Annotated in this window: 13 protein-coding genes; all 13 read left to right on the forward strand. The window is 69.7% G+C overall.

Features of this window, described 5'->3' with window-relative positions:
• The first annotated feature begins 85 nt into the window (after positions 1–85).
• Positions 86–1237 carry a globin domain-containing protein gene (locus ACQ5DX_RS02980; protein ID WP_430331203.1) on the forward strand — a complete coding sequence of 384 codons (1152 nt, stop codon included), beginning with the start codon at positions 86–88 and terminating at the stop codon, positions 1235–1237.
• Positions 1238–1358: 121 nt separating this feature from the next.
• Positions 1359–1766, forward strand: a complete 408-nt coding sequence (locus ACQ5DX_RS02985; RefSeq protein WP_430331204.1) for a hypothetical protein — start codon at positions 1359–1361, stop codon at positions 1764–1766.
• Between the two features lie 80 nt (positions 1767–1846).
• The gene (locus tag ACQ5DX_RS02990) at positions 1847–2965 is read left to right on the forward strand and encodes a globin domain-containing protein (protein WP_430331205.1); all 1119 of its coding nucleotides are present in this window, start codon (positions 1847–1849) and stop codon (positions 2963–2965) included.
• Positions 2966–3008: 43 nt separating this feature from the next.
• Positions 3009–3662: a ScbR family autoregulator-binding transcription factor gene (locus ACQ5DX_RS02995; RefSeq protein ID WP_430331206.1), complete on the forward strand. Its 654-nt coding sequence runs from the start codon at positions 3009–3011 to the stop codon at positions 3660–3662.
• A gap of 66 nt (positions 3663–3728) precedes the next feature.
• Positions 3729–4415, forward strand: a complete 687-nt coding sequence (locus ACQ5DX_RS03000) for a PaaI family thioesterase (RefSeq protein ID WP_430331207.1) — start codon at positions 3729–3731, stop codon at positions 4413–4415.
• Between the two features lie 101 nt (positions 4416–4516).
• Positions 4517–4708 carry an antitoxin gene (locus ACQ5DX_RS03005; protein WP_430335530.1) on the forward strand — a complete coding sequence of 64 codons (192 nt, stop codon included), beginning with the start codon at positions 4517–4519 and terminating at the stop codon, positions 4706–4708.
• A gap of 49 nt (positions 4709–4757) precedes the next feature.
• Positions 4758–6386, forward strand: coding sequence for a Na+/H+ antiporter (locus tag ACQ5DX_RS03010; protein ID WP_430331208.1), 1629 nt, complete (start codon positions 4758–4760; stop codon positions 6384–6386).
• Positions 6383–7624 carry a lipase family protein gene (locus ACQ5DX_RS03015; RefSeq protein WP_430331209.1) on the forward strand — a complete coding sequence of 414 codons (1242 nt, stop codon included), beginning with the start codon at positions 6383–6385 and terminating at the stop codon, positions 7622–7624. Before ACQ5DX_RS03010 ends, ACQ5DX_RS03015 begins: the two co-directional genes overlap by 4 nt.
• Complete coding sequence (locus ACQ5DX_RS03020; RefSeq protein ID WP_430331210.1) at positions 7600–8844, forward strand: sensor histidine kinase; 1245 nt, start codon at positions 7600–7602, stop codon at positions 8842–8844. Before ACQ5DX_RS03015 ends, ACQ5DX_RS03020 begins: the two co-directional genes overlap by 25 nt.
• Positions 8845–8905: 61 nt before the next feature.
• Positions 8906–9703, forward strand: a complete 798-nt coding sequence (locus tag ACQ5DX_RS03025; RefSeq protein ID WP_430331211.1) for a LytR/AlgR family response regulator transcription factor — start codon at positions 8906–8908, stop codon at positions 9701–9703.
• Positions 9700–10098, forward strand: a complete 399-nt coding sequence (locus tag ACQ5DX_RS03030) for a hypothetical protein (RefSeq protein ID WP_430331212.1) — start codon at positions 9700–9702, stop codon at positions 10096–10098. Before ACQ5DX_RS03025 ends, ACQ5DX_RS03030 begins: the two co-directional genes overlap by 4 nt.
• 25 nt (positions 10099–10123) lie before the next feature.
• Positions 10124–11878: a cation acetate symporter gene (locus ACQ5DX_RS03035; protein ID WP_430331213.1), complete on the forward strand. Its 1755-nt coding sequence runs from the start codon at positions 10124–10126 to the stop codon at positions 11876–11878.
• A gap of 112 nt (positions 11879–11990) precedes the next feature.
• The gene (locus ACQ5DX_RS03040; protein ID WP_430331214.1) at positions 11991–12353 is read left to right on the forward strand and encodes a Rieske 2Fe-2S domain-containing protein; all 363 of its coding nucleotides are present in this window, start codon (positions 11991–11993) and stop codon (positions 12351–12353) included.
• Positions 12354–12364: the final 11 nt, after the last annotated feature.

Raw genomic sequence — 12364 nt, forward strand, 5'->3', positions numbered from 1 at the left:
GGTCTGTAGAGTCCAGTCGCGCATACACGACGGACCAATGGATTTCGGTCGGGATGAAGGGGAGAAGGCCATTACAGCGCAACTGTTGTCGGAGAAGCATGCCGAGGTGATTCGGGCGACCCTGCCCGTGGTGGGGGAGAACATCGGCGCCATCACCGGGCTGTTCTATACCAAGCTGTTCGACGCGGCACCGGTGCTCGAGCGCGACGTCTTCAACAGGAGCAACCAGGCTCGGGGCGAGCAACAGAAGGCGCTGGCCGGTTCGATCGCCAACTTCGCGACGCTCCTGATCTCGGACACGGACGAGGATCCTCGCGCGACGATCGGCCGGATCGCACACAAGCATGCGTCGCTCGGCGTCAGTGAAGCCCAGTACGACGTGGTGCACACGTTCCTGTTCGAAGCGATCGTGGACGTGCTCGGTGAGGCGGTGACGCCGGAGGTGGCCGAGGCGTGGGACGCCGTGTACTGGCTCCTGGCGAACGCACTGATCGACGCGGAGAAGCAGCTCTACCAGGATGCCGACGTCGACGCTGACACGGTGCTCCGGGACGTCCAGGTCCTGGAGGTCGTCCGGCGTACCGACGATGTGGTGTCGCTCGTCCTGGACGCCAGCGGGTTCCAGGAGCCCGTTCCCGGTCAGTACCTGTCGATCGGGGTCGAGCTCCCCGACGGCGCGCGGCAGATCCGCCAGTACTCGATCGTCGACTTCGGCAACGGCAGGATCGAGGTAGCGGTCAAGCGCGACAAGAGCGATCCGCTCGGCGAGGTGTCGAACTTCATCCACGACCATGTCGCTGCGGGAACCACGGTCGTCGCTTCACCGCCGTTCGGTGACGTCGCCCTCCCCGAGGGCGACGGCCGCGTGTTCCTCCTGTCCAAGGGCATCGGCAACGCTCCGTTCGTCGGCATCCTGGGCGGCATGGTCGCCCAGGGGCGAAAGAATCCGGTGGTCGTGATCCACGCCGATTCCGACGGCGCCTCCCACGCGTTCGCCGAGACGACCGTGGATCTGCTCGACAAGCTCGGCGGTGAACACGTCTTCTGTTACGGCGAGCCGGGAGAGGCGTTCGCCCGCGCGATCGACGAGCGCACCTTCGAGGACTCCGACAACGTCCTCATCTGTGGCTCGGTCGACTTCGTGGCGGCTACCCACAAGCTGCTCGACGTGGCCGGTGTCCCGGACTCCCGGATCCATTACGAGGTCTTCGGGCCGGACTCCTGGCTCCGGTCCTGACAACTCGATACGCATGAACACAGGGTGGGGCCATTCCTGAAATGGCCCCACCCATGTTCCGTTTCGGCACCTTTTTGCAGTCGCAGAAGCTCGTTGTGAAAAAGAATGAAGGACTAGAAGGATGACCCTGACCCGGCCCGGGGTGGGCCCGGAGTTCGATCATCGAGAATCTCTTCGATACGAACCGTTCACGGCAACCCGCGGGGCTCTCGCGCTGCTCGAGGATGCGGAATTTCGGGGCTCGTCGATGTCGGATCTCGATTCGTATCTCGAGTCCCTGGAGATTCAGTACTACCTCAAGGGGGTGCTGGTCGTATTCGGGGAGTCCGACGCCCTGTACCACCCGCACGCCTCGTCGGGTGCGGTGTCGGCACCGGTCGCTCGAATGGTCATCGCGCTTCAGGACAAGTTCGGTCCTCAATTTCATGATGACGTTTCCGATTCTTCCGTGCAGATCGCCTTTCATCAGGGGGTCAGCGATGCTCTATCCGCCGTTTTCGATTGGTCTCGAAAGGTCGTGACTATCTGATGTCCGAAGCTGTCGTTGCGCCGAATTCGTCGCTCCTTTCGCCTGCGTCCCTGCCCATCATCGAGGCAACTCTCCCGGTCGTGGGCGAGAATCTGGGCCAGATCAGCAGCATTTTCTACAAGTATCTTTTCGAGAGTCTCCCCACCCTGGAGAAGGATCTGTTCAACCAGACCAACCAGGAGAGCGGGGAGCAGCAGAAGGCGTTGGCCGGCGCGATCGCCGCCTTCGCCACCCTGCTGGTCACCGAGGACGCGCCGCCGGTCGATCACGTCATGTCCCGAATCGCCGCCAAGCATGCGTCGTTGGGCATCACCGCGGTGCACTACGACCTGGTGCACCGGGCCCTCTTCAAGGCCATCGTCGAGGTCCTCGGCGACGCTGTGACCGCGGACGTCGCGGCAGCGTGGGACGAGGTCTACTGGCTCATGGCGAACTCGCTCATCAAGCAGGAAGCCGCGGCGTACGAGAAGGCCGGAGTCCCCTCGGGCCAGATCTGGACCGCGCTCACGGTCGTCGGCCGCCGCGAGATCGCCCCGGACGTATGGACATTCACCATCGCCGGAGACCAGCAGTGCCCGATGAATCACTTCGAGGCCGGTCAGTACATCTCCGTTTCGGTGATCTACGAGGACGGCAGTCGCCAGATCCGCCAGTACACCGTGATGGCGGGCGCGGAGCCGGGCACGTGGGAGTTCACGGTCGGCGCGGTGCCGGGCGGGCGGGTGTCGAACAAGCTGATCGCCGAGGTCGGCGTCGGGTATCCCCTCATCGTGTCGATCCCGGCGGGGACGCCGTATCCGATCCCGGCCGACGGTCCGATCGTGCTGGGCTCGTCCGGTGTGGGTTCCGCGCTCACCGTCGCCGTCCTGCAGCGGATGGTCGCGGATCGCGATACACGCCCCGTGCACATCTTCCACGTCGACACCACCGAGGAGGCCTTCGGCCACCGCGGCCAGATCCGGGAACTGCTCGGCGCGTACGCGGGCAAGACGTCGATCGACACCTTCTACGTCGCCGACGTCGAGGAAGGTCTCGAGTTGCTGCGCAAACAGGACTGGGACCGCAAGGCCGACGTCTACCTCTGCGGATCGCCCCAGTTCATGCGGCAGGTCCGCAAGATCGCGGTGGTGAAGGGGGTCCGCCCGGAGAACATCCACTACGAGGTGTTCACCCCGGATTCCTGGTTGGGATTCGACTGACGGAAGGCATCGGCGGGTAGTCGGGCTTCGGGCGGAGGGGCAGGTGGCGCAGCAGGCTCGTGCGGTGGCGACCCGGCGGCAGATCGCGCTCTGCGGCGCGCAGGTCTTCGACCGGCTCGGCTACTACGGTGCGCGCGTCGAGGAGATCGTCGCCGGCGCGCGAATCACCAAGGGAGCGCTGTACTTCCACTTCGGATCCAAGGACGGTCTGGCGCAGTGGATCATTCGTGAACAGCGTGGCATGGCGGCGGCGTCGACCGCGGCGATCGCCGCAACGGACGCGTCTGCGCTCGAACAGGTCGTGATGCTGTGCCACGAGATGGTGCGCCAGATCGTCACCGACCCGATCGTGCGAGCCGGGATTCGGCTGACCGTCGAACTGGGCTGGTCGGGCACGGACGACGGTGGTCCGTCGGATCCGTACAACGCCTGGACGGCCGGTTGCACCCGCTTCGTCGAGCGCGCGATCGAGCAGGGGGACGTGGCCGACACCGTCTCCGCGCCGGTGCTCGCGCGCCATCTGATCTGTGCTGTCGCCGGGGCCCAGCTGGTCTCGCGAATGCGCACTTTTCTCGAGGACCTCGATCGGTATGTCGACGAGATGTGGGCGGTGCTGTTACCGGGGATCGTGCCCGCCGCCCGGCACGATCGGATCGGGTCGGTCAGTTCCGCCAGGTGGTGTGCCGCAGGGGTGTGAACCGCGATATGTAGTGTGCACGTCACGTGCATGATGCACATCGGGTTCTTGCGGGAGTGAGGCGTTGTGGCGGATTCGGTCGAGGAACAGCAGGTCCTCTACATGTTCGACGGTCTGACGGACGAGGAGATCGCGCGCGAAGCCGACGTCTTCGGGCCTCTGACCGCGAGCGTGCGGGATCTGATCGAGGTTTCACTGGCGACCGAGGTGGACAGTGACGACGTTCGTCGTGCGCAGGAGCACATCGAGGCCGCGAAGGCCCTGCTGGGCAAGCAGACCCGGCCGCACCCGTTCGGCGTGCGGTGGAGTGAGTCGGGAACGAAGCGCGCGTGGGGCAACGCGGTCGTGGGCCTGCGCAACGCGGTTGCGCCGCCGGTGGAGATCAACCGGGACCCCGACGGCCGCGTCTGGGCCGACTTCGAACTCGGCATGGCATACGAGGGTCCCGCGGGCCTCACGCACGGCGGTATCTCGGCGCTCGTGCTCGACCAGGTTCTGGGCGAGGCGGCCGAGCACGGTGGCGCTCCGGGAATGACCGCGACGCTCACCCTGCGCTACCGCCGGCCCACGCCGCTGGGAAAGCTGCACGCGGAGGCCCGCATCGACCGCGTCGAGGGCGTCAAGACGTTCGTCGTCGGTCATCTCGCCGGACCCGACGGCGTGTGCGTCGAGGCGGAGGGCATCTTCATCCTGCCGCGATGGGCGCGGTCCGCGGACGGGTCGGGCGCCGTCCCGGCTCCCGGATCGGCCTGAGCGGGGCCGGGACCACAGTGGCAGCCGCCGCGGCGTCGGTGTGAGACTTGGGGGCGACGGGCACGGCAGTCGTGCTCGACGTGGAGGAGGACGTCGCCATCATGGGCTTCATGGATTCGGTCAAGGGACTTGTGGACAAGGGCCAGGAGCTTGCAGCGGAGCATTCCGACAAGGTCCAGGAAGTGATCGACAAGGCCGCGGACCTCGCCGACGAGAAGACCGGCGGCAAGTACAGCGAGCACATCGACAAGGCCGCAGAGGCGGCGAAGAAGGTTGTGCCGCCGAAGGAGTAACGGCGCGGCACACGAGTGACCAGGGGCCGTTCGACGGCACAATCGTCATGTGAACGGAACCCTGGTACTGCTCGTCGTCATCGTGTCGATCGCGGTGACGAGCCTGGCGAAGCGCCGGGACCTGCAAGTACCCCTCGTCCTCGTCGCCGTCGGTTCGGCGGCCTCCTTCATTCCGGGAATGCCACGGCTCGAACTCGAGCCGGAGGTCATCCTCGGCCTCGTTCTTCCGCCGCTGCTGTATTCGGCCGCCGTGGACTTCTCGATGTCCAGCCTGCGGCGCAACATCGCTCCGATCCTGCGCCTGGGCGTCGGGCTGGTGTTGGTGACGGCGTTCGCAGTCGGATTCTTCGCGAACTGGATCGTGCCGGAGCTGACGCTCGGCGCGGCCTTCGTGCTCGGTGCGGTGGTGTCGCCGACCGACGCCGTCAGCGCGGTCACGGTGGGCCGCAAGCTCGGTCTGCCCCGACGGGTGCTCGCGATCCTCACCGGTGAGGGGCTCCTCAACGACGCGACCGCGCTGACCCTGTTCACGGTCGGTGTCTCGGCGGTCGCCGGAACCCGCGTCGTCGTCGAGCAGCCGGTGCTGTTCTTCCTGTACGAGGTGGTCGGCGGTGTCGCCGTCGGCGTCGCGATGGCCACGGTCGTGCGGCTCGTTCGCGCCCGCATGTACGACTCGCCGCTCGAGACCGTCCTCGGGCTGGTGCTGCCGTTCGCCGCCTACCTCGCAGCGGAGGAGATCCACACCTCCGGCGTGCTCGCGGTCGTCGTCGCCGGGTTCCTCATGGGACACCACGCCACCGACGTCTCGATCCCGACCCGGCTCCAGGAGCGGTCGCTGTGGGCGACGCTGGACATGCTGCTCGAGATGTTCGTCTTCGCGTACATGGGCTTGCAGCTGAAGTTCGTGATCGACGACGTCGCCGACGAGGGGCTGCCGGTCCACCACGTGTTCGCGTACGGGTTCGCGGTCCTGGCGGTGGTCATCCTGGTGCGGCCGCTGTGGGTGTTCCTCAACTGGGGACCACTGCGGCTGCGGTTCGCGGCGCGCCGCGCCGGCACCACCGGGCTCACCTGGAAGCAGCAGCTCGTCGTCTCGTGGGCGGGTATGCGAGGTGTCGTCACACTTGCCGCCGCCGGCGGTATCCCGGTCCTGACCGCGTCGGGCGATCCCTTCCCGGGCCGCGGCGTCATCCAGGCCATCGCGTTCGTCGTCGCGGTGGGCACGCTCCTGATCCAGGGGGCGACGATTCCGTTCCTCATCGACCGCCTCGACGTCGCGGATCCGGCGGAGGCCGAACGCGTGCGCGAGCAGACGGAGCTGGCGCGGCGCGTCGCCGCCGTGGCCGCCGACCGCGCGCTCGCCGAGGTCGCGGCCAGCCCGCCGCCCGGCGCCGACCCCGACGAATTCGTTCGTGCCCTCAACCGGGTGCGGGTGTCGGTCCGGGCGCAAGCGCAGGTCGAGGAGGCCGAGGGCGACAACGAGAGCGCCACCAGGCTGCGGAAGGCGGGGACGGTGTTCGATTCTGTGCGGCGCCGCGTGCTCCAGGCGCAGCGCAGCGCCCTGATCGAGGCCCGCGACGAGGGATTCCTCGACGACGAGGTACTGCGCGCGGAACTCGAATCCCGCGACATCGAGGAGGCGGCCGCCGAACAGCGCGTGCGTCGACGGCGCGGATGATCGGCTCGGCCCAGGCCACCCCGGACAGGCACAATCGATCCGTGACCCGAATCAGGACGGCGCTCGTCGCGCTCGCGTGCGCGGCGGTGGTCGCCGGCTGCGGGGCGACGGCCGGTGCGCCCGATGCCGGGACCACCTCGACCGCGACGACCACCACGGCGGTCGCGCAGCCGGCCCCGGCGGAGCGGGGCATCGTGAGCTCCGCCGAACCGTTCACCGGCACCGGGCTGGCCGGCCACCGGATCCTCTACCGGTCGACGTCGGGGATCGACGGCCACGGCACCGAGGTGTCGGGCACCGTGTTCGTGCCGCCCGGGCAGGCGCCGCCGGGCGGGTGGCCGATCGTCACGGTGGGGCATCCGACGACCGGGCTGCTCGACGAGTGCGCACCGTCCCGCGCTCCCGACCTGTTGGGATCGGCCGGGTTGGTCCGCGATCTCCTGGCCCGCGGCATGGTCGTCGCGGTCACCGACTACGAGGGCCTGGGCACCGGCGGGCCGCACCCGTACCTCGAGCCGATCACGGCCGCGCACAACTTGATCGACGCGGTCCGGGCCGCGCGGTTCCTCGTCCCGGACGCCTCGCCGCGATGGGCGGCGATCGGGGTTTCGCAGGGTGGGCAGGCGTCCTGGGCGGCGGCCGAGCAGGCCCCGGTGTACGGGGACGGTCTCGAGTTCGTGGGCGCCGCGAGCCTGTCGCCGCCCGCGGATCTCAGCCCGATCGTCTCCGACGGGCCGCCGACTCTGGATGTGCCGCAACAGATGTTCCTGCCGATGCTGCTCGACGGTCTGACGGTGAAGCATCCGGACCTGGACGCCGGCGCCTACATCCGGGGGCCGCTCACCGAGAACCGGGACGTGATCCGTTCGTGCACCGGCGCACTCGCGTCGCGGAAACTGTCGGTTGCACTGAGCATCACCCCGGCCGACACCATCCCGCGCAGCATGGACGACGTGGTCCGGATGCGGGAGTGGCTCGCGCAGGACGCGCTGCCGCAGCGCCGGACCGCGGCACCGATGCTGGTGGTGGTCGGTGGTCGCGACAATCTGATCCTTCCGGACTGGACCATCGCGGCAGTCGGCCGCGCGTGCGGGCTCGGCGATGCGATCGAGTTGCGGTACCGGGCAGACGACGTACACGCCGATTCGCGCGCGTTGCCCGGTGCGATCGACTGGGTCACCGAGCGGTTCACCGGTGCACCGATCGTGAACACGTGCGCCGGGCAGGCGGCCCCGTGAGCGCGGTGCTGTGGGTCGCGCTGGTGGTCGTGGTCGCGGTCGCGGCGACCGTCGTCGCGATGCGCACCCGGCGGGTGCTCACCACTCCCGCCGAGCGGGCCGTCCACGACACGCTGCATACCGCGTCGCTCGCCGCCCGGCCGCTGCGCCGCGGGCTCGACGAGGCGTCGGCCCGGGAGGCCGCGCCGCACCTGCGGCTGCTGACCGGCGCCGAATCCCTCGCGATCGCCGGGCCCGACGGCGCGCTGCTCGCGTGGACCGGCCCGCACGAGGCGCTGTCGGGGCAGTTCGTCGCGGCGGCGGCGCGGGCGATCGACGGTGGCCGCCGCGTGCCGGTGGGGCAGGGCGATCTGGGCCGCGCAGGTGAGCACGACGTGCGCGCCGTCGTCGCGCAGCCGCTGCTGATCGAGGACACCGGCGTCGTCGGTGTGCTGGGAGTGGTCACCACCTCGGAACCGGGGCCGGCGATGCTGGGCGCGCTCACCGAGGTGGCGCGGTACGCCTGCAGCCAGATCGAACTGGCCGAACTCGATGCCTCCCGTGCGCGCCTCGATCGCGCCGAGGTGCGCGCGCTGCGCGCCCAGATCAGCCCCCACTTCATCTACAACGCGCTCGGCACGATCGCGTCGTTCGTCCGAACCGACCCCGAGCGTGCGCGCGAACTCGTGCTCGACTTCGCCGACTTCACGCGCTACTCGTTCCGCGCGGCCGGCGAGTACACGGTGCTCGCGGACGAACTGCGCAACATCGACCGGTATCTCACGCTCGAACGGGCCCGGTTCGGCGACAACCTCGAGGTGCGACTGCAGATCGCCCCCGAGGTCCTCAACGTGGTGTTGCCCTTCCTGGCGTTGCAGCCCCTCGTGGAGAACGCCGTGCGGCACGGGCTGTCCGGCAAACCGGACGGCGGCACCGTCACGATCGTCGCGTCCGACGCGGGCCCGGACTGCATCATCAGCGTCGAGGACGACGGCGTCGGCATGGACCCCGAGTTGCTGCGGTCGGGGGAGCTGGACGCCGTGGTGTCGGGGGCTTCGGGGGCCGCCGGGTCCCGGGGGCCGAGCACGTCCGAGGCCGCGCACGTGGGCCTCGCGAACGTCGACGACCGGCTGCGGGCCGCGTTCGGCAACGACTACGGCCTGGTCGTCGAGACCGCGCCGGGCGCGGGCACGAAGGTGAGCATGCGGGTGCCGAAGTTCCGGCCCGGGATCCGCGCCTGATCCCGACCGTTCGGCCCGCCGGATCGGGGTCGCGGGCGTGACGTGGCACGATGGTTCCGTTGTGAACGAGACCCCCGACGGGCCCGCTGATGGCCTCCTGACCGTGCTGGCAGTCGACGACGAGCGACCTGCCCTCGACGAGCTCGCCTTCCTGTTGCGGGCCCGCACCGAGATCGGCGAGACCCGCACCGCCGGCGACGCGACGACCGCGCTGCGGATCCTGCGCGACGGCGGCGTCGACGCGGTGTTCCTCGACATCAACATGCCCGGACTCGACGGTCTCGAGCTGGCCGGCATCCTGACTCAGTTCGCGAACCCGCCGTCGGTGGTGTTCGTGACCGCGCACGAGGATCGCGCGGTGGCCGCGTTCGACCTCGGGGCCGTCGACTACCTGCTCAAGCCACTGCGGGAGGAACGCCTCGCGGAGTCGGTGCGCCGCATCGTCGAGCGGCGGCGCCGCACCCGCGTCGACGCCGTCGACGGGGCGTCGGCCGACGAGGTGATCCCCGTGGAACTCGGCGGTGTGACGACGCTGGTGCCGCGGTCGACGGTCAAGTGGGTGGAGGCCGACGGGGACTACGCCCGCCTGCACACGGCCACCGGGTCGCACCTGGTGCGGATCCCCATCTCGGCACTCGAGAGCCGCTGGTCCGACGCCGGGTTCCTGCGGGTGCACCGCTCGTACCTGGTGTCGCTCGGCGAGGTGACCGGCATCCGCAGCGTCGGATCCGGGCTGGTCGTGTGCCTGCGACCGCAGGGTGACGCGCCGGCCGTGGAATTGCCGGTCAGCCGCCGGCACACCCGCGAACTCAAGGACCGGTTGATCCGAGGGCCGCGCCAGAGCTGGACGTCGCGATGACCTCGCCGGACGCGGTGCCCCCGCCGTCCGGTCGGGCGACGCCGCCGCCGCGTGAACGGGTGGTTCTCGCGACCCGGCGCGGCGCCCGCATGGTGCGCACCCGCGTCGAGGTCCAGGAGCAGACCGAGGTCGGGGACGCGATGATCCGTGGGCTCGTGCGTGCCCAGCTGAGCCTGGCGTTGCGGGTCGCGCTCGCGGTCCTTCTGCTGTTCGCGGCGATCCCGTTGGTGCTGGTGGTGTTCCCGGGTGCGGGCGAGGTAGCGGTGCTCGGGATCCGCCTGCCGTGGCTGCTCGCGGTGTGCCTGCCGGTTCCGATCCTGTTGGCGGCTGGATGGTTCTACATCCGCGCCGCCGAACGCAACGAGCAGGACTTCACCGACCTGGTCGACGACTGATGATGTCGCCGACACGACGATGCCCATGACCGGACAGCCGATTCCCCTCATGACGGTGCTGGCCCTCGTCGTGGCAGCCGTGGCCACCGTCGGCATCGGGATCTACGGGGTTCGCTTGGCGCGCACCACATCCGACTTCCTCGTCGCGTCCCGCAGCGTCGGTCCGCGATGGAACGCGGCCGCGATATCTGGTGAATACCTCTCGGCCGCTTCGTTTCTGGGTGTGGCCGGGCTGATCGCCAAGTACGGCGCGGACGCGCTGTGGTACCCGATCGGATTCACCGCCGGCTACCTGGGCCTGCTGTTGTTCGTCGCGGCACCGCTGCGCCGGTCCGGCGCCTACACGGTGCCGGACTTCGCGGAGTTCCGGCTGGGCTCGGTGCGGGTGCGCCGGGTCGCGATGATCGTCGTGGCGCTGGTGTGCGCGCTGTACATGGTGCCGCAGCTGCAGGGCGCCGGGCTGACGCTGAACATCCTCCTGGGCCTGCCCGGGTGGGTGGGTGTCGTGGTCGTCGGCGCCATCGTGATCGGCAACGTAGTCGGCGGTGGCATGCGGTCGATCACGTTCGTGCAGGGCTTCCAGTACTGGCTCAAGCTCACGGCCGTCGCGGTCCCGGCAGTGGTGCTGGCGGTGCACTGGTTCGCCGACCAGAAGCCGGTCGGAGAGCCCGCACCGCCGACCGTCGCGGTGCAGACGTCGGTGGACGTGACCACCGACGTCGTCGTGCAGGTGGCGACGCCCACCGTGGTCACCGTCGACGGCGAACTGGACGGACGCGAGATGTCCGGGGCGGTGCAACTCGGCACCGGCAGGCACGAACTCGGCAAGGGCACGACGCTGGTGCTGCCCGCGGGATCGCCCGTTCCCGTCGTCGCGGGCGCCCCGGCCGACGGCGCCGGATGGGTCGCGCCCGGCGGCGGATTCGGCGGCTCGCACCCGCTCTACCAGGTGTACTCACTGATCCTCGCGACGTTCCTGGGCGCGATGGGGCTGCCGCACGTGCTGGTCCGCTTCTACACCAATCCGGACGGCCGCGCCGCGCGGCTGACGTCGCTCGTCGTGATCGGGTTGGTGGGGGTGTTCTACGTGTTCCCGGTGCTGCTGGGGGTGTTCGCGCGGCTGTACGTGCCCCAGCTGCTCATCACCGGCACCTCCGACGCGGCGGTCCTGCTGCTCCCGGGATCGGTGCTGTCGGGCTGGGGCGGGCAGTTGTTGGCCGCGTTGGTCGCGGCCGGCGCGATCGCGGCGTTCCTGTCGACGTCGTCGGGGCTGCTGGTGAGCATCGCCGGCGTGCTCAGCACCGACGTCCTGCGCGGGCGGGTGCGGGACTTCCGGGTGGCGGCGGTCCTCGCGGGCGCGGTGCCGCTGGTGCTGGCCCTGGGCGCCACGTCCTTCGACCTGTCCCGCTCGGTGGGTCTGGTGTTCGCGGTCGCGGCGTCCACACTGTGCCCGCTGCTGGTGCTCGGCATCTGGTGGCGCGGGCTCACGGCGGCCGGTGCGGCGGCGGGGTTGACGGTCGGCATCGTCACCGGCGGAGGAGCGGCGCTGCTGGCCGTCGTCGACGTGGTGTCCGACGACGTCTGGCACGGTTGGCCCGCCGTGCTGATCGGCTACCCGGCGGCGGTGAGCGTGCCGCTGTCGTTCGCGGCGATGGTGGTGGTGAGTCTCGCGACGCGGCGGCAGGCGCCGCGCGACGTCGGCCGGATCTTCACCCGCATGCACGCCCCCGAGCGACTGGGCATGGGCCGCGACCGCGAGGGCGACCTGCGGTCGATGTGAGCCGGGGTTCCGGTGGGCGGGTCTGGCGATTGACGTGGTTCGTCGGTATCGGCCACCGTGACCGGGCCCCCGCGTGTGCTTCCGGTGTACACGCCCGGAAAAAGGAGACCCCGTGTCGGATTGGCACTGCCTCGGAACGGCCGACGACTATCGCGACGGAAAACCGCACGCCGTCTGGGCATTCGACACCGACCTCGTCGTCTTCTCGGACCGGGCGGGCGTCATCCACATCCTCGACTCGCGCTGCCCGCACATGGGCGCCGATCTCAGCAAGGGGAGGGTCGTCGGCGACAACATCGACTGCCCGGCGCACCGCTGGCGTTGGAACGGTAAGGGACGCTGCGTCGGCGGTTCGCCCAAGCTCCTCCCGATCCGGTCGTGGACGTCGGAGGAGCGGGAGGGCCTGCTCTACCTGCAGGCCTCCGACGCTCCTCCGACGGGTCGACCGATCAGGGCCGCCAACGCCTGGTGGTGAACACCGCGGTG

Source organism: Rhodococcus sp. ACT016, from assembly GCF_050477185.1.
Taxonomy (GTDB): Bacteria; Actinomycetota; Actinomycetes; order Mycobacteriales; family Mycobacteriaceae; genus Prescottella.

Excerpts from the sequence above, each read along its gene's own strand:
- ACQ5DX_RS03015 (WP_430331209.1), top strand. The coding sequence starts at position 6,383 with ATGATCGGCTCGGCCCAGGCCACCCCGGACAGGCACAATCGATCCGTG.
- ACQ5DX_RS03030 (WP_430331212.1), top strand. The coding sequence starts at position 9,700 with ATGACCTCGCCGGACGCGGTGCCCCCGCCGTCCGGTCGGGCGACGCCG.
- ACQ5DX_RS02985 (WP_430331204.1), top strand. The coding sequence starts at position 1,359 with ATGACCCTGACCCGGCCCGGGGTGGGCCCGGAGTTCGATCATCGAGAA.
- ACQ5DX_RS03035 (WP_430331213.1), top strand. The coding sequence starts at position 10,124 with ATGACCGGACAGCCGATTCCCCTCATGACGGTGCTGGCCCTCGTCGTG.
- ACQ5DX_RS03005 (WP_430335530.1), top strand. The coding sequence starts at position 4,517 with ATGGGCTTCATGGATTCGGTCAAGGGACTTGTGGACAAGGGCCAGGAG.